A 14,953-nucleotide genomic window follows, 5' to 3' on the forward strand; every position below is an offset into this window, starting at 1 on the left:
GGCCGGCTCATGCCAGCGCCGCCGCCACGGCGTCGCCCATTTCGCGCGTGCCCACTTTGCGCGTGCCTTCGCTGGCAATGTCGGGCGTGCGCAGGCCCTGGGCGAGCACGGACTGCACGGCCGCTTCAATGCGGGCGGCGGCTTCGGGCTGGTTCAGGCTGAAGCGCAGCATCATGGCCGCGCTGAGGATGGTGGCCAGCGGGTTGGCGATGCCCTGGCCGGCAATGTCGGGGGCGCTGCCGTGGCTGGGTTCGTACAGGCCCTGCTTTTTGTCGTTGAGGCTGGCCGAGGGCAGCATGCCGATGCTGCCGGTGAGCATGGCGGCCTCGTCGCTGAGGATGTCGCCAAAGAGGTTGCCGGTGACGATGACGTCAAACTGCCGGGGCGCGCGCGCCAGCTGCATGGCGGCGTTGTCCACGTACATGTGATCGAGCTGCACGCCGGGGTATTGGCGGTGCACGTCGCACACCGCGTCGCGCCACAGTTGCGAGGTTTCCAGCACGTTGGCCTTGTCCACGCTGGTCACGCGGCCCTGGCGCTTTTGCGCGGCCTGGAAGGCCACGTGGGCGATGCGCTCGATTTCGGGGCGGCTGTAGCGCATGGTGTCAAAGGCTTCTTCGCTGCCGGCAAAGGGGCCGTCGGGGGCGCTGCGGCGCCCGCGCGGCTGGCCGAAGTAGATGTCGCCCGTCAGCTCGCGGATGATGAGGATGTCCAGCCCCGCCACGAGTTCGGACTTGAGGCTGGAGGCGTGCGTGAGCGGCGCGTGGCAAATGGCCGGGCGCAGGTTGGCAAACAGCCCCAGCGCCTTGCGCAGGCCCAGGATGGCCTGCTCGGGGCGCAGATGGCGCTCCAGCTGGTCGTATCGGGGGTCGCCCACGGCGCCAAAGAGCACGGCGTCAGCCTCTTGCGCGAGCCTGAGCGTGGCTTCGGGCAGCGGGTGGCCGCAGGCGGCGTAGGCCGCGCCGCCCACGGCAGCTTCCTGCATTTCAAGGGGCAGGGCCAGGGCTTTGAGAACTTTGACAGCCTCGGCCACGATTTCGGGGCCAATGCCGTCGCCAGGCAGAAGGGCGATTTTCATGGGGCGCTTTCGCTTTTCAGGAGTGGAGGAAAGGGGAAAGAAAGCTATTTGCTTCCGATTTCATAGCTGCTGGCGCTGATTTGGCGGGCGCTGGCGTCGGATACGCCTTCAAAAAAGGGGGCAAAAAAGGCATCACGCCTTTCCAGCCCTTGTGAAATCAGCGCAGGCAGCTATGGTTCCGGGAGCAAATGATTCTGCTGGCAGGCTTTCAGAGCGTGTGCGCCAGCCAGGGCTTGGCGGCCAGGCGGCGGGCCTCGAAGGCGCGGATGCCGTCCTGGTGGCGCAGCGTCAGGCCGATGTCGTCCAGCCCGCCCAGCAGGCAGTATTTGCGGAAGGGCTGCACGTCAAAGGCGATTTCGCTGCCGTCGGGCTTGACGATGCGCTGGCGCTCCAGATCGATGGTGAGGCGGTAGCCGGGCGTAGCGGCCACTTCGGCAAAAAGCTGGCTGACCACTTCTTCGGGCTGCACGATGGGCAGCAGGCCGTTTTTGAAGCAGTTGTTGAAGAAGATGTCGGCATAGCTGGGGGCAATGAGCGCGCGAAAGCCGTATTGCGCAATGGCCCAGGGCGCGTGCTCGCGGCTGGAGCCGCAGCCGAAGTTGCGCCGCGCCAGCAGGATGGAAGCGCCTGCGTAGCGCGGCTGGTTGAGCACGAAGTCAGGATTGGGCTGGCGGCTGGCGGGGTCCATGCCCGGCTCGCCCTTGTCCAGATAGCGCCATTCGTCAAACAGGTTGGGGCCGAAGCCCGTGCGCTTGATGGACTTGAGAAACTGCTTCGGGATGATGGCGTCGGTATCCACGTTTTCGCGGTCCATGGGCGCGACGATGCCGGTGTGAAGGGTGAATTTGTCCATGAGATTTGCAGTGTGCGGAAGACGGAAAAAAACGGCAAAAGGCGGCAGGCCGGCCTTATTCAAACTCCTCCCACTGGCCGCCGCCGGCCTCGCACTCCTCGGCCAGCGAGGCCAGCTGGCCCTCGTTGCGGCCATAGTGCCAGGTGTCGAATTCGCCTTCATACGCGCCCCGGCACACGGCGTCGGCATCGCGCCGGGGGCATTGGGGCAGCCAGGTGAGATTGACGCTGTTGCTGCGGCCCATGCCGCCCGCGTTGTTCCAGGCCACGCCTTCGCAGCGGTCCTTGATGGCGGAGCGGCTTGTGCCCTTGCGGCCTTGCAGGCAATCGGTAATGACCGTGGGCGCGCCCAGCGTCTGGATGGGCGACTCGATCATGCAGGCGCGCCCGTTTTGGGCCTGGGCCTGCAAAGGCAGGGCGGCGGCCAGCAAGGCGGCTGAAACCAGAAAATGAAAACGCATGAGAAAACTCCGTCAGAAAATCAAAAAAATCAGGAAAGGCGCTGCTCCATCAGCGTTTTGAGCGGCGCAAGGCCCAGCTTGCGATAAAACCCGGACGCGCTTTCATTGGCCTGCCATACATTCAGCGTCAGACTGTCGCATTGCTCGCGGCGGGCATATTCAAGAACATATTCATAAAGCCTTTTGCCAATATGCTGACCACGACAGGCGGCGTTCACGCACAAATCATCCAGATACAAAACCCGCCGGCCGGCCAATGAAGGGTGGCCTTGCGTTTCCTGCAGTTCGCAAAAGGCATAGCCTTGCACGGCGCCATTTTCGTCTTCATAAACAAAAACGGGGTTTTGCGCGTCGGCCAGCCGTTTTTCAAGTTCGGCGTCCGGATATTTTCTCCGGCCAATTTTGAAAATGTCGGGCCGCGCCCGGGCGTGAATATCGTGCACCTGATCCAGCAGCTCGCCTATGCGTTTTTGGTCTTGGGCTTGGGCGCGGCGGATGGTCATGGGCGTTTCCTTCGGTCCGGACTGCGCATGAAAGACTTAAAAAAAGGAGCAAATCCAAAGAGGGGAAAACGGCGCTCGCGCACTGCCCACCAGGACATCATGCTATGGAATGAAGAGCGGAAACGAAGAACAGAAACGGCCCCTTGCCCTGCGTGCTGCGCCAGGAGGCGCGGGCAAGAGGCCGCGCCGTTCAGTGGCGGTCGGCGGCGCGGTCGATGGCGCGGCCGCCCGCCTGCACGTCCTGGCCAAGGCCGTGCACGGTGTTGCAGCCGGCCAGCGTGAGGGCGGCCAGCAGGGCGGCAAAGAGGGCGAGGGTGGCTTTCTTCATGGTTCTCTCCTTTGGTGAGTGGATGTGCCGCCGCGCGGGGAGCGCGCGAGGCTTGCGTGGAGCTTTCTTCTCGTGCGGCGGCATGGGCATTGTGCCTTTGGGCCGGGCTGGGCCGGCGCGCTGGTTTTGGCGCTGATTTCGCTCCTGCTTCCATAGCGTGATGTCCTGGTGGACAGTGCGCGAACGCCGTTTTCTGGCTCCTGAATTTGCTCTGCTTTTTAAACCGTTTCACTGGCATGAGGCGCGGCGCGCGCGTCGTCTGCGCCCAGCTCGCGGATGTCCACGAAGTGCCCGTGCAGCGCGGCGGCGGCGGCCATGGCGGGGCTGACGAGGTGGGTGCGCCCGCCCGCGCCCTGGCGGCCTTCAAAGTTGCGGTTGCTGGTGGAGGCGCAGCGCTCGCCCGGCTCCAGGCGGTCGGCGTTCATGGCCAGGCACATGCTGCATCCGGGTTCGCGCCACTCGAAGCCTGCTTCGGTGAACACTTTGTCCAGCCCTTCGGCTTCGGCCTGCCTTTTGACCAGGCCGGAGCCGGGCACAACCATCGCCAGCTTGACGTTGGGCGCGAGCTTGCGGCCCAGGCGGCGGATGATGGCGGCGGCTTCGCGCATGTCTTCGATGCGGCTGTTGGTGCAGCTGCCGATGAAGACTTTGTCGATGGCGATGTCGCGCAGCGCCTTGCCGGGCGTCAGGCCCATGTAGGCAAGCGCGCGCTCGATGGCGCCGCGCCGCGAGGCGTTGGCTTCTTGCGCGGGGTCGGGCACGCAGCCGTCTATGCCCAGCACCATTTCGGGGCTGGTGCCCCAGGTGACTTGCGGGACGATTTGCGCGGCGTCCAGCTCCACCACGGCGTCAAAGTGCGCGCCGGGGTCGGAGTGCAGGGTGCGCCAGTAGGCCACGGCCTGCTCCCATTCGGGGCCGCCCGTGAACTGGCCGGTGGCCGCGTCGGTGCCGGGGGCCAGCAGGCGGCCCTTGAAGTAGTCGATGGTTTTTTCGTCCACGGCCACCAGCCCGGCGCGCGCGCCCGCTTCAATGGCCATGTTGCACACGGTCATGCGCCCTTCCATGCTCAGGGCGCGGATGGCGCTGCCCGCAAATTCGATGGTGTAGCCCGTGCCGCCTGCGGTGCCGATCTTGCCGATGATGGCCAGCACGATGTCTTTGGCGGTGATGCCGGGGGCGGCCTGGCCTTCCACGCGGATGAGCATGTTTTTGGCCTTTTTGGCCAGCAGCGTTTGCGTGGCCATGACGTGCTCGACTTCGCTGGTGCCGATGCCGTGCGCCAGCGCGCCGAATGCGCCGTGGGTGCTGGTGTGGCTGTCGCCGCAAACCACGGTCATGCCCGGCAGCGTGGCGCCGTTTTCGGGGCCGATGACGTGCACGATGCCCTGGCGCTGGCTCAGGAAGGGAAAGTAGGCCGCCGCGCCGCTGGCGCGCACGTTGGCGTCCAGCGTCATGACTTGCTCGCGGCTGATGGGGTCTTCAATGCCGGCCAGGCCCTTTTCCCAGCCGGTGGTGGGCGTGTTGTGGTCGGCCGTGGCGACGATGGAGCTGATGCGCCACACCTTGCGCCCCGCCTCGCGCAGGCCCTCGAAGGCTTGCGGGCTGGTGACTTCGTGTACCAGGTGGCGGTCGATGTAGAGGATGGCGGTGCCGTCTTCTTCGGTGGAGACGACGTGCTCGTCCCAGAGCTTGTCATACAGGGTGCGGGGGTCGGCGTGGGTCATGGTTTTTCTTTCTCTTGCGTGTCAAAAAAAACGGGGGAAGCAAAGGCTTGAAGGAAAGGCTTGAAGGGCTTGCGCAAAGGCTTTCAGGCGGGCGGCGCATCCGCCGCCAGGTGCGCCACCAGTGCGCGGGCGGGGGCGGGCAGGCTGTCGAAGTCGCGGGCGATCAGGGCAATCTGGCGCAGCGCCCAGGCGTCAGCCAGCGGCACGCCCAGCAGGCGGCCCTGGCCCACGCCGCGCAGCAGCGCGAAGGCGCGCCCGGGCATCAGGCCCACGCCCAGGCCGTTGTCAATCATGCGGCACATGGCGGCCAGGCCCGTGACGCGCACGCGCAGCCGCACGGGCCGCCCGGCACGGCGGGCCGCCTGCTGCATGGCCTGGCTGATGGAGCTGCCCGCTTGCAGCCCCACGTGGTCAAAGGCCAGCGTGTCGGCAAAAGCCACTTCATCGCGCCCGGCCAGCGGGTGGCCCTGCGGCACGGCCAGCAGCAGGCGGTCTTGCCGGTAGGGGCGCGATTGCAGCGGCGCGGCGCGGCCCGGCGCGGGCGGCAGGGCGCTGGCGTTGCAGATGCCCACGTCCGCCGCGCCTTCCTGCACGGCGCGCACCACGTCGGCGGACAAGTGCTCTTGCAGCTCAATCTTCACGTCCGCGTTTTCGCGCACGAAGCGCCCCAGGTCGTCGGGCAGAAACTGCACCACCGCCGAGATGCTGGCGTGCACGCGCACCGGCCCGCGCGCGCCGCTGGCGTATTCGCCCAGCGCCGCCTGCATCTTCTCCAGCCCGAACAGCGCTTCTTGCGCGTGGCGCAGCAGGCTTTGCCCCGCTGGCGTGAGCGCCACGCCGCGCGCGTGGCGCAGCAGCAGCGGCACGCCCGCCAGCGCCTCCAGCTCCGAAAGCCGCTTGCTCACGGCTGACGCGGCCAGCGCCTCGCGCGCGGCGGCGCGGCCGATGCTGCCCGTCTCCCCCACGGCCACAAACAGTTGCAGCGTGGTGAAGTCCAGGCGGCGGGCAAAGTCATGCGCGGCAGCGGAATCGGGCACGGCGGTCATGGAATTCATCTCGAAACGAGATGGCAATTCTATATCTCATTGCTGAAAATGAAAAAGCCATCTTGCTGCGCGATGCCTTGCACGGGACGAGAAAAAGCCCGCCGAAGCGGGCTTTCGCAGCTTTGCAGACCGGGGCGAATCAGTCGTTGTTCGTCACGCCCAGCAGCACCAGCAGGGACTGGAACACGTTGTAGATGTCCAGATACAGCTCCAGCGTGGCCATCACGTAGTTCGTCTCGCCGCCGTCGATGATCCGCTTGATGTCATAAAGCATGTACAGGCTGAACACGATGATGGACAGCGCGCACAGCCCCATCAGCAAGGGCAGCGATGCGCTGCTGGAAAACATCGCCAGCAGCCCGCAGGCGATGAAGCCCACAAACGTGATGGCAGCGCCCACCGCCAGCCAGCGCCCCAGGCCGGACAAATCGCGCTTGATCACGCTGGCCAGCGTCGCCATCACGGCGAACACGCCGGCGGTGCCGCCCACGGCCGTCATCACCACCGCCTCGCCGTTTTTCATGCCCAGCACAAAGCCCAGCAGGCTCGAGAGCATCACGCCCATGAAGAACGTAAAGCCCAGCAGCAGCGCCACGCCCGCGCCCGAATTGCGGTTTTTCTGAATGGCCCACATGAAGGCGAACGCGCCGCCCAGAAACACCACCAGCCGCAGCCAGCCCGTGAACGCATAGCCAATGCCCGTGGCCATGCCCAGCCACGCGCCCAGCACCGTCGGCACGAGCGACAGCGCCAGCAGCCAATAGGTGTTGCGCAGCACGCGGTTGCGCTGCGCGGCGAAATCCGCGCCAGCGGAGCCAGCGGCGTAATCGTTCAGAAATCGGTCGTTCAGGCTCATGCGCAATCTCCTCAAAAAAGGGGGTAACAAAAGGGGGAGCGGCATTGTATGCAGCCGCCTGCGCCCTGCCGCGCAGCGGCGGCGCGCGGCTGGTGGAAGCGCCAGGCTTGCGGATGGCCCCACAGCCTGCCAGGCTACATCAGAAACAGGAGCAGATTCAAGGGTATCAAAATGCCGTTCCGCGCAGTCTCCACTAGGACATATTGCTATGGATAAAGGAGCAAAAATAACGGGGCGCGTTTCACGCTCTCTTGCTGGCTTGGCCCGTTCATTCGCGGCCAGCGCCGGTTCAGAGCGCGGCCATGAAAGGCGGCGGGTTGGGCTGCACAGCACAGGCCAGCCTTGCCGCGCGCGCCGCGCTACCCGAAGGTGATGACGGCCTTGTTGTCCTGGCGGCGGCCCAGGATATTGAGCAGGTTGAGCAGCTGCGCCTCGGTGCCCGGCGTGGCTTCAGCCTGGCCGGTAAAGCGCAGGCGCTGGCCGACCCACTGCCCGCTGCCAGACAGCAGCAGCGCACTGCCGGGCAGGCTGGACAGGCTCAGCGAGGGCGTTTCGCCGCCCGTGAGGGTGACGCTGTAGGAGCCTAGCGGCTTCAGGGGCGAAAGGCGCGAAGCCACCTGCCGCGCCGTGGCCCCGGCCTGCCCTTGCAAATGCAGGCGGCCCTGCACCCAGCCGAAAGAAAGCCCGTGCGTGCGCAGCGTGATGTCGCCTTGCAGCTGCACGGTGTTCCACAGCGTGCCCAGGCCGGCAAGGAGGGCGGCGGGCCAGGCGGACTGGCCATCTTCCACGGCCACCTGCACGCCGCCCCACTGCCAGCGCACGCGCGCGGCCAGCGGCCCCTGAGGCGTGCAGCAATCGGCCTGAAGGCGCACGCTGGCGGCCAGCCAGCCGGGAGAAAGCTGCCACTGCACGCGGCCTGGCAGCGCCACGCGGCCACGGCTGCCCTCCCCGCCTGCGAGCATGAGGCGGGCCGAGCCGCGCCAGACGGTGCCATAAGGCTCGGCCAGCTGCACCATGCCGCCGCTGCCCGCGCGCACGGCAGCGGCCAGCCAGCGGGCGGGCGCCTGCCAGACGAGGGTGACGGCCAGCCCGATGAAAGCCCCGGCCAGGGCCGAGCGCCACGGCGCGCGCGGGCGCGGGCGGGCCAAGGCCGGGCGGGCGCGGCCCGCGCCCAGCTGGCTGGGGCTGAAGCCCGAAGGAAATTCGGAATGCCCAAAGCCGGAATGCCCGGACGGGGCAAAGTCTGCGAAGCGCGGCTTGCGGCGGCTCATGCCGGCGGCAGGGCAAGGGTGATGGAGCCGTCCCACACAGCAGCGCTGCCGGGCGGGCTGCCCGCCGGGCGCGTCAGGCGGGCCTGGGTGGGCACGGCGCGGGCGTTGGCGCGGGCCTGTTGCAGCCACTGCGCCAGCGCGGCGGCGGGCGCGGCCTTGAGGGTGAGCGTGGCGCGGTCGCCCGTGATGCTCAGGCGCGCGGCCGCGCCCAGCGTCTGCTCAACCGATTCCTGCAAGGCGCGCTGGGCCTGGCCCGGTGCCAGCCGGGGCATGGCCTGCAAGGCTTCGGCCTCGCTCTTGAGCAGCTGCATCTGCTGCCAGCGCGCCTGAAGTGCGGCGCGCTCGCCTTCGGCCTGCCGCAGCGTGCGCACGGCGGGCGCCAGCGCCAGCTGCCACAGCAGCGCGCCCAAAACCACGGCGGCAGCCAGCAGCACCAGACGGCGCTCGCGCGCGTGCAGCCTGCCCCAGCCCGCCGCAGCGGATGCGGCCAGCGCCGCAAAGGCAGATGCCTTCCCGCTGCGGCTCATGGCTGCGCTCCGGCGGATGCGGCTTGGCTCACGCGCAAGCCGCCTTCCACGGCTTCGGCCTGATAGCCCAGCGGGCGCAGGTGGGCGGCGGCATCCTGCAAGGCCGCGCCGTCCAGTTGCAGGCCCTTGAGGGTGATTTCGCCCGTGTCGTATTCAATGGCGGCGGGGCTGCCCGCCTCTGGATGGGCCAGCAGGGCCTGGCCCAGCGCAGCCAGCATCGGCTCCATGTCGCGCGCGGAAGGCGCGCCGGTGGCCTGGCGCAGCGCGGCCACTTCGCGCTCCATTTGCACGGGCGCATCCACCACGGCCCGCACCTGGGGGAAGGTATCGGTGAGCACGGTGTCAATGCGCGCGCGCAAGTCGCGCAGGCTGGCGCGCTCGTTCCAGGCCCAGGCGTTCAGGCCGGCCAGATTGGCCAGCAGCGCCAGCGCCAGGCCCCAGCGGGCGGGCCGCCACATGCGCTCGTGCAGCCAGGCGCGCCACAAGGAGGCCAGCCGCTTGCCCGCGCGCGCGCGGGTGTTCTGCGCCAGATCGAGCTGGGCCAGGTCCCAGGCGCTGCGGCCCGCCAGCAGCAGGCGCTCGGGCTGCGGCAGCAGCGCCACGCCTCCGCCCAGCAGGCGCTCGACCATTTGCGCCACGGCAGGCTCGGCCTGCACGGCGGCGTCTTCGGGCAAGCGGCCCGCATCGTCCTGCGGCAGCAGCGCCAGGGCGGCGGGGGTGAAAGGCAGCGCCTGCACGCCAGCTTCCACGCCCTCGCCCGTGATCAGCGCCTGGGGCTGGTCTGCCGTGCCGGTGATCAGCAGCGAAACAGGGCCGTCTTGCGGCGCGGCCTCGGGCACGATGCGGCTGACGGGGCGCTGCGCCGCTTCCAGCGCGCTCAAATGCGCCTTGAGCCAGGCGCGGTCGCACAGCGCCACCCAGCACTCGCCGCCGCCGCCGCGCGCCGAAGGCTCCAGCGCGAAATGCAGGCGCGCCGCGTCTTCCAGCAAACGGTCTTCCAGCAACCCTTCCAGCGCGGGGCGCAAGCGGGCCGATCCGGGGCCGACGCCCTTGGGCAAGGCCACGCGCTGCCAGGCCAGCCGTGCGGCAGGCGCGATGGCCACCACCTCCACGCCGCGCCCGGCCGGCGGCAGCAGCGTGGCGGCCACGCCGCTGCCGTGGCGGGCCACCGTCAGGCCGTCTTGCGAGGTGACGTAGGCATAAACGCCCGGCGGGCCAGGCGGCAGCATGACTAGAAGCAGGCTCATGGGCGGGCGATTCTATTGAGGGGCCATGCCAGCAACAGCCCGCGCACGGCGCAAGCGGCGAATGAACCTGGCCATTCGCAGGAGAAGCCGCTTGCCGCCTTGCATCAAAAAAAGGAGCAAATCAACGGCATGAAAAATGCCTTGTGTCGCTTTATTTACCGGGAAAGTTTGCTATTGATGAAGTAGCAAGAACCTTCTTTCCTCCCGCCTGGCGACCCGGTTGCGCCGGCCCGGAAACCAGCAAGCCCCGCCGGGCCATGCGGCGCCAGCGGGGCTTGTGTGCGGGGGACAGAAGACGAGGCCGTGCTCAGCGCAACGCGGCATCCATTTGCGCGATGAACTCGCTCAGGAAGCGTTCGATTTCCTGCTGAACATAGGCATTCGGGTCATTGATGGCCTGGGCCTCCTTGTCGTTTTCAGGCACGCCCGTGCCTGCCAGGGCTTGCGTGACCTGGTTCATGTCGCTGTTGCCAAACAGGATGGGAAGCTCTTCCTGCATGGTTTGCCGCCCTTGCTTGCCAAGGACTTGCTCCATGCCGTCTTTCATGGCCGCGCGCCAGACGGATGTGCCTGCGCGGGCCAGCCCCTGGGTGGCGCCGGGCACGGCGCTTTCCACCTTGGAAGCCACGTGGCTGGCAAAGCTTTGGCCCAGGGAGCGCGTGGCGTCATGCAACACGCTGCCGAAGCCTTCCTGAATGGAGCGCGCCACATCCAGCGCGCCGCGCGACAGGCCCGTTTGGGCGCGCGACAGCTGGCCTGCCGCCAGATCGCCCAGCGCCCTGGCGGCAAAGCCGGGCAGTCCTTTGCTGGCCGCCAATTGCGCTACGCCTGTGGAAAAGGCGCCGGCGAACGTGCTCTTTTGGGTGTTGGCCAGACCGTCAGCCAGCGCCAACGCCGGGCTGGCCGCGGTCAGCGCGGTGTAGGCGACATCGGCAAACCGGCTGTGAACAACGGAACTGGGAACCCCCAGCCTGGTGGCAAGCCGCCCCAGCAGGCTGCCAGCAAAGGAGCCTTTGGGCGCAACTCTGTCCGCAACTGAATTGAATGCGGCCTTGACGGCGCTGGCCACGTGCGAAAAAGCAGCGCCGATTCGCGAAGCCGGGCTGCGCGCCGCCGTCCTTGATGCCGACCGGGCCGCCTTGCCCCGGCTGGCGCCCGAAGAATGACCGGAAGAATGCCCACGGCCCGCGCCACGGCTGCCGCCTGCGCCACGTCCGCCGCCAGCGCCACCCGCGCCGCCCGATCCACCTTTTCCGCCTGCCATGATGTTTCCTTTCGTGAAAGTTCAAGAGAGTTGAAGCAGCCGATTGGATGACTTCTCCTGCTGGCATGGCAAGCTGGTGCGGTTACCAGGCTGTGCATGCATACAGCTACATACTTACCCTGGTTCCGGCATGACGCAAAGCTGCGCACACGGCGCCTGTCAGGGCATGCACACTGGGGGAAGGCAGGCGCTGAACGCCGCATGCAGGCAGGCCGTCAAACGCCACCGCTTTTCAAGTTTTGTTGCGAATGGCAGCATTTGTTTGCCGTTTGGCCTCGCGCTTCATTCACCGCATTCCACCGCTGCGCCACGCGCGCGCCCAGCGGGGCCAGGCGGCGGGCGGTGGCGAGCACGCGGCGGTCTTTGGTGAGCAGCGTGGCCTGGTGGGCCAGGGCCAGGTCGATGAAAGGCTGGTCGTCGGCGTCGCTGCACAGCACGGGCGCGCGCGGGGCGGCGGGCAGCAGGCGGGCCAGGTTGTCGAAGGCGGCCAGCACTTGTTCGGCGGCGCAGTGGCGGGCGGCCAGCTGCTTTTGCAAGGCGGCGTAGGTGAGCACGCGGGCGAGTTCGCTGCGCATGCCTTGCGTGGCCAGCCAGCGCGCTTGCCCGGTTTGCAAGGCGGCGCGCACGCTGGCGGCGGCGGGTTCGTCAAAGAGCAGCAGGTCCAGCGCCCAGTTGGTGTCGATGACCAGGTTCATGCGGCGGGGCCGGGGGCGCTGGCCGGGCGGCGGGCGGTGAGTTCAAAGCGCAGCAGGCGGCATTCGATGGGGCCGTTGAACAGGGGCACGCGGCGGCTTTCTTTCAGGCGCAGGCGCGCGCTCAGGCGGGCGTCGGGCGTGAGCAGCCAAGCGGTCCAGCCGCCAAAGTGGGTTTTCCAGTGCTGGCTGAGTTGCTCGAAGAAGTCGTGGGCGCTTTCTTGGCCGGGGCTGTTTTCATCGCCCCGGCGCAAGGTGGCGGTTTGGAAGGTTTCGCGCCCCTGGCCTGTTTTCCAGCCCGTTTCTTTTCCGGCGCCAGCTTTGCCGGCGACGGCGATGCGCTCGCCGTAGGGCGGGTTCATGAGGATGAGGCCCGGCTCGGCGCATGGCGGCTGGCGCTGGAGCGCGTCGCCGCCGCGCAGTTGCACGGCTTGCGCCACGCCGGCGCGTTCGGCGTTGCGCTGGGCGAAGTCCACCATGCGGTGCGACACGTCGCTGCCGAAGATGCGCGGCGCGGCGGGCGCGGGCCGGGCGGCGGCTTCGGCTTCGTCTTTCATGGCTTGCCATTCGTCGCGTTTGAAAAGCGGCAGGCGCTCGAAGGCGAAGCGCCGCTGGCCGCCGGGCGGCAGGCCCAGCGCCAGTTGCGCCGCTTCGATGACGATGGTGCCGCTGCCGCAGCAGGGGTCATACAGCGGTTGCGCGGCGACTGCGCGCCGGGCGGGCTGCCACCAGCCGCTGGCGGCCAGCATGGCGGCGGCCAGGGTTTCCTTGAGCGGGGCGTCGCCTTTGTCTTGCCGCCAGCCGCGTTTGAAAAGCGGCTCGCCGCTGGTATCCAGCAGCAAGCTGGCGTGTGCGCCGTCCAGGTGCAGGTGAATGCGCACGTCGGGCTGCTGCGTTTGCACGCTGGGGCGCGCGCCGCTGCGCTCGCGAAAGCGGTCGGCAACGGCGTCTTTGACGCGCAGGGCGGCAAATTGCAGGCTTTTGAAGGCGCTGCCGCGCGCGGTGACGTCCACGCGGAAGGTGTGGCGCGTGCCAAACCAGTCTTCCCAGGGCACGCGCCGCACCAGCGCGTAGAGGGCGTCTTCGCTTTCGCACGGCGCGTGGGCCAGCTCCAGCAGCACGCGCTGCGCCAGGCGGCTGTGCAGGTTCAGCCGCATCACGTCGCGCCAGCGGCCGCGCGCATAAATGCCGCCGCGCTCGATCAGCAGGTCTTGCCCGGCCAGGCCGGTCAGGCCGTGCACTTCATCGGCCAGAAAGTCTTGCACGCCTGCCGCGCAGGGCAGAAAGAGGGTCAATGCTTCATCGCTCATGCAAGGCATGGTAGGCCAAGCCCCGCCTGCCGCGCGGGCCGCCGGGCGGGCTGGATTGCCGTGGCGCGTTTTTTATCAAAAACAGAAGCAAATTCAGGCGGGCTTTAAACCTGCCTTGCGCACATTCCACTAGGACCTCATGCTATGGATGAAGGAGCAAATAAAGTCGACCCCAAAAGCTGCGGCCGCCACTGCCACCCTACTATGCTTGGCGGCTGGATACAGCTTCCACACTTTTGCAAAAACAATGAACGCCAAACCCCTGCTTGAAATGCAGCCCGCCGAAGCGGCGCTGCTTGCCGCCGCCTGCATTGCCGTGATGGGCGTGACCATGATCGGCTTTGGCTGGGCGCCGCACGTGTCCATCATCCTCGTGCTGTGCGCGCTGCTGGCGCTGGGGCGGCTCAAGGGGCTGGCCTTTGCCGACATGCAGCGCGGCATGGCCGGCGGGGTGATGTCGGGCATAGGCGCGATTTACCTGTTTTTCTTCATCGGGCTGCTGGTGTCGGCTCTGATGATGTCGGGCGCCATTCCCACGCTCATGTACTACGGGCTGGGGGCCATTGCGCCGGGGCTGTTTTACGTGTCGGCCTTCGTGCTCACTTCCGTGGTGGGCATTGCCATTGGCAGCAGCCTGACCACTTGCGCCACGCTGGGCGTGGCCTTCATGGGCATGGGGCAGGCGCTGGGGGCGCAGCCGGCCATCGTGGCCGGGGCCGTGGTTTCGGGCGCGTTTTTCGGCGACAAGATGTCGCCGCTGTCCGACACCACGGCCATTGCCGCTTCCATCGTCGGCATCGATTTGTTCGAGCACATCCGCAACATGAGCTACACCACGGCGCCCGCCTGGCTGCTCACGGCGCTGCTTTTGTGGCTGCTGCCCGCGCAGGTGGGCGAAGGCGGCCTGGCGGGCGTGCAGCTCTTTCAGCAGCAACTGGCCGCCAGCGGCCTGATCAGCGGCTGGGCGCTGCTGCCCTTTGTGGCGCTGGTGGCGCTGGCGCTGCGGCGGGTGAGCACGATTTACGCCATCAGCATCACCATTGCCGTGGCGCTGCTCATCACTTACGCCAGCGGCGGGCCGGCGCTGGGCGAGCTGGGCGGCTTTTTCTTCAAGGGCTACCACCCGCCCGAAGGGCTGGAGCTGGGCGATGTGGGGCGGCTGCTTTCGCGCGGCGGCATCGAGAGCATGTTTTTCACGCAGACCATCGTGATCCTGGCATTGAGCCTGGGCGGGCTGCTGAACGCGCTGGGCGTGCTGCCCGCGCTGCTGGCGGGCATCAGCCACATGCTGACGACGGCCGGACGCGCCACCTTCAGCGTGGCCGCCACCTCGCTGGGCGTGAACGTGCTGATTGGCGAGCAATACCTGAGCCTGCTGCTGGCCGGACACACCTTCAAGCCCGTTTACGAGCGCCTGGGCCTGCACCCGCGCAACATCGCCCGCACGGTGGAAGACGCAGGCACCGTCATCAACCCGCTGGTGCCCTGGGGCGTGTGCGGCGTGTTCATCAGCCACGCGCTGGGCGTGCCCGTGCTCGACTACCTGCCCTGGGCCACCTTCTGCTGGCTGTGCCTGCTGCTGACGCTGGCCTTCGGCTTTTCGGGCCGCACGATCAGCCGGGTTTGAAGGGGGCTAGAGCCTCCAAAGCGCCGTCATCAACGCTGTGTGCGCGGCCCAGTAGATCAGCCGATGCCATGCGCCATTTTTGCCATAAATAGTGCAATAGATATTCTTTTTGGAGAAGACAAAATCGGCGCCGTTACGCAACAAATCTTCAACCACACTCTGAAAGG

At 67.5% G+C, this 14,953-nt stretch carries 16 protein-coding genes; 2 read left to right on the forward strand and 14 right to left on the reverse strand.

Features of this window, described 5'->3' with window-relative positions:
- Positions 1-7: 7 nt before the first annotated feature.
- The 12 genes from leuB to C1720_RS13960 form a co-directional block, all read right to left on the reverse strand.
- Entirely contained in the window at positions 8-1,078 is a 1,071-nt protein-coding gene (leuB, locus tag C1720_RS02695; protein ID WP_050715680.1) for a 3-isopropylmalate dehydrogenase, read from the reverse strand.
- A gap of 208 nt (positions 1,079-1,286) precedes the next feature.
- Positions 1,287-1,931, reverse strand: coding sequence for a 3-isopropylmalate dehydratase small subunit (leuD, locus tag C1720_RS02700; protein WP_102283141.1), 645 nt, complete (start codon positions 1,929-1,931; stop codon positions 1,287-1,289).
- A gap of 55 nt (positions 1,932-1,986) precedes the next feature.
- Positions 1,987-2,391 carry a hypothetical protein gene (locus C1720_RS02705; protein WP_102283142.1) on the reverse strand — a complete coding sequence of 135 codons (405 nt, stop codon included), beginning with the start codon at positions 2,389-2,391 and terminating at the stop codon, positions 1,987-1,989.
- A gap of 29 nt (positions 2,392-2,420) precedes the next feature.
- Complete coding sequence (locus C1720_RS02710) at positions 2,421-2,894, reverse strand: GNAT family N-acetyltransferase (protein ID WP_102283143.1); 474 nt, start codon at positions 2,892-2,894, stop codon at positions 2,421-2,423.
- 190 nt (positions 2,895-3,084) lie between these two features.
- The gene (locus C1720_RS02715) at positions 3,085-3,222 is read right to left on the reverse strand and encodes an entericidin A/B family lipoprotein (RefSeq protein ID WP_102283144.1); all 138 of its coding nucleotides are present in this window, start codon (positions 3,220-3,222) and stop codon (positions 3,085-3,087) included.
- 218 nt (positions 3,223-3,440) lie between these two features.
- The gene (gene leuC, locus C1720_RS02720) at positions 3,441-4,946 is read right to left on the reverse strand and encodes a 3-isopropylmalate dehydratase large subunit (RefSeq protein WP_102283145.1); all 1,506 of its coding nucleotides are present in this window, start codon (positions 4,944-4,946) and stop codon (positions 3,441-3,443) included.
- Between the two features lie 83 nt (positions 4,947-5,029).
- A complete protein-coding gene (locus C1720_RS02725) occupies positions 5,030-5,992 on the reverse strand; it encodes a LysR family transcriptional regulator (protein WP_050716537.1) in 963 nt (320 codons plus the stop codon).
- Between the two features lie 139 nt (positions 5,993-6,131).
- Positions 6,132-6,848 (reverse strand): Bax inhibitor-1 family protein, encoded by a 717-nt coding sequence (locus tag C1720_RS02730; RefSeq protein ID WP_102283146.1) that lies wholly within the window; start codon positions 6,846-6,848, stop codon positions 6,132-6,134.
- Between the two features lie 359 nt (positions 6,849-7,207).
- Entirely contained in the window at positions 7,208-8,119 is a 912-nt protein-coding gene (gene gspN / locus C1720_RS02735; protein WP_102283147.1) for a type II secretion system protein N, read from the reverse strand.
- Entirely contained in the window at positions 8,116-8,646 is a 531-nt protein-coding gene (gspM, locus tag C1720_RS02740; protein ID WP_050715674.1) for a type II secretion system protein GspM, read from the reverse strand. Before gspM ends, gspN begins: the two co-directional genes overlap by 4 nt.
- Positions 8,643-9,893: a type II secretion system protein GspL gene (gspL, locus tag C1720_RS02745; RefSeq protein WP_102283148.1), complete on the reverse strand. Its 1,251-nt coding sequence runs from the start codon at positions 9,891-9,893 to the stop codon at positions 8,643-8,645. The genes gspM and gspL overlap by 4 nt, the downstream gene beginning before the upstream one ends.
- 307 nt (positions 9,894-10,200) lie before the next feature.
- Positions 10,201-10,710, reverse strand: a complete 510-nt coding sequence (locus C1720_RS13960; protein WP_146006841.1) for a hypothetical protein — start codon at positions 10,708-10,710, stop codon at positions 10,201-10,203.
- A 223-nt stretch (positions 10,711-10,933) separates the two neighbouring features.
- On the opposite strand from C1720_RS13960, the gene C1720_RS14395 reads away from it, so the two are divergent.
- A complete protein-coding gene (locus C1720_RS14395; protein WP_255397808.1) occupies positions 10,934-11,059 on the forward strand; it encodes a hypothetical protein in 126 nt (41 codons plus the stop codon).
- A 313-nt stretch (positions 11,060-11,372) separates the two neighbouring features.
- On the opposite strand, the gene C1720_RS02760 is transcribed toward C1720_RS14395, so the two are convergent.
- Entirely contained in the window at positions 11,373-11,852 is a 480-nt protein-coding gene (locus C1720_RS02760) for a putative toxin-antitoxin system toxin component, PIN family (RefSeq protein ID WP_102283150.1), read from the reverse strand.
- Positions 11,849-13,159: a THUMP domain-containing class I SAM-dependent RNA methyltransferase gene (locus C1720_RS02765; protein ID WP_102283151.1), complete on the reverse strand. Its 1,311-nt coding sequence runs from the start codon at positions 13,157-13,159 to the stop codon at positions 11,849-11,851. Before C1720_RS02765 ends, C1720_RS02760 begins: the two co-directional genes overlap by 4 nt.
- 247 nt (positions 13,160-13,406) lie before the next feature.
- Between C1720_RS02765 and C1720_RS02770 the strand changes: the two genes are divergently transcribed.
- Positions 13,407-14,786 carry a Na+/H+ antiporter NhaC family protein gene (locus C1720_RS02770; RefSeq protein WP_050715670.1) on the forward strand — a complete coding sequence of 460 codons (1,380 nt, stop codon included), beginning with the start codon at positions 13,407-13,409 and terminating at the stop codon, positions 14,784-14,786.
- The last annotated feature ends 167 nt before the right edge of the window (positions 14,787-14,953 follow it).

Source organism: Ottowia massiliensis (assembly GCF_900240305.1).
Lineage (GTDB): Bacteria > Pseudomonadota > Gammaproteobacteria > Burkholderiales > Burkholderiaceae_C > Ottowia > Ottowia massiliensis.

Excerpts from the sequence above, each read along its gene's own strand:
- C1720_RS02705 (WP_102283142.1), bottom strand. The coding sequence starts at position 2,391 with ATGCGTTTTCATTTTCTGGTTTCAGCCGCCTTGCTGGCCGCCGCCCTG.
- gspL (WP_102283148.1), bottom strand. The coding sequence starts at position 9,893 with ATGAGCCTGCTTCTAGTCATGCTGCCGCCTGGCCCGCCGGGCGTTTAT.
- C1720_RS02770 (WP_050715670.1), top strand. The coding sequence starts at position 13,407 with ATGAACGCCAAACCCCTGCTTGAAATGCAGCCCGCCGAAGCGGCGCTG.
- C1720_RS02730 (WP_102283146.1), bottom strand. The coding sequence starts at position 6,848 with ATGAGCCTGAACGACCGATTTCTGAACGATTACGCCGCTGGCTCCGCT.
- leuD (WP_102283141.1), bottom strand. The coding sequence starts at position 1,931 with ATGGACAAATTCACCCTTCACACCGGCATCGTCGCGCCCATGGACCGC.
- C1720_RS02715 (WP_102283144.1), bottom strand. The coding sequence starts at position 3,222 with ATGAAGAAAGCCACCCTCGCCCTCTTTGCCGCCCTGCTGGCCGCCCTC.
- C1720_RS02710 (WP_102283143.1), bottom strand. The coding sequence starts at position 2,894 with ATGACCATCCGCCGCGCCCAAGCCCAAGACCAAAAACGCATAGGCGAG.
- C1720_RS02765 (WP_102283151.1), bottom strand. The coding sequence starts at position 13,159 with ATGAGCGATGAAGCATTGACCCTCTTTCTGCCCTGCGCGGCAGGCGTG.
- gspN (WP_102283147.1), bottom strand. The coding sequence starts at position 8,119 with ATGAGCCGCCGCAAGCCGCGCTTCGCAGACTTTGCCCCGTCCGGGCAT.
- leuB (WP_050715680.1), bottom strand. The coding sequence starts at position 1,078 with ATGAAAATCGCCCTTCTGCCTGGCGACGGCATTGGCCCCGAAATCGTG.
- C1720_RS02725 (WP_050716537.1), bottom strand. The coding sequence starts at position 5,992 with ATGACCGCCGTGCCCGATTCCGCTGCCGCGCATGACTTTGCCCGCCGC.
- C1720_RS02760 (WP_102283150.1), bottom strand. The coding sequence starts at position 11,852 with ATGAACCTGGTCATCGACACCAACTGGGCGCTGGACCTGCTGCTCTTT.
- gspM (WP_050715674.1), bottom strand. The coding sequence starts at position 8,646 with ATGAGCCGCAGCGGGAAGGCATCTGCCTTTGCGGCGCTGGCCGCATCC.
- leuC (WP_102283145.1), bottom strand. The coding sequence starts at position 4,946 with ATGACCCACGCCGACCCCCGCACCCTGTATGACAAGCTCTGGGACGAG.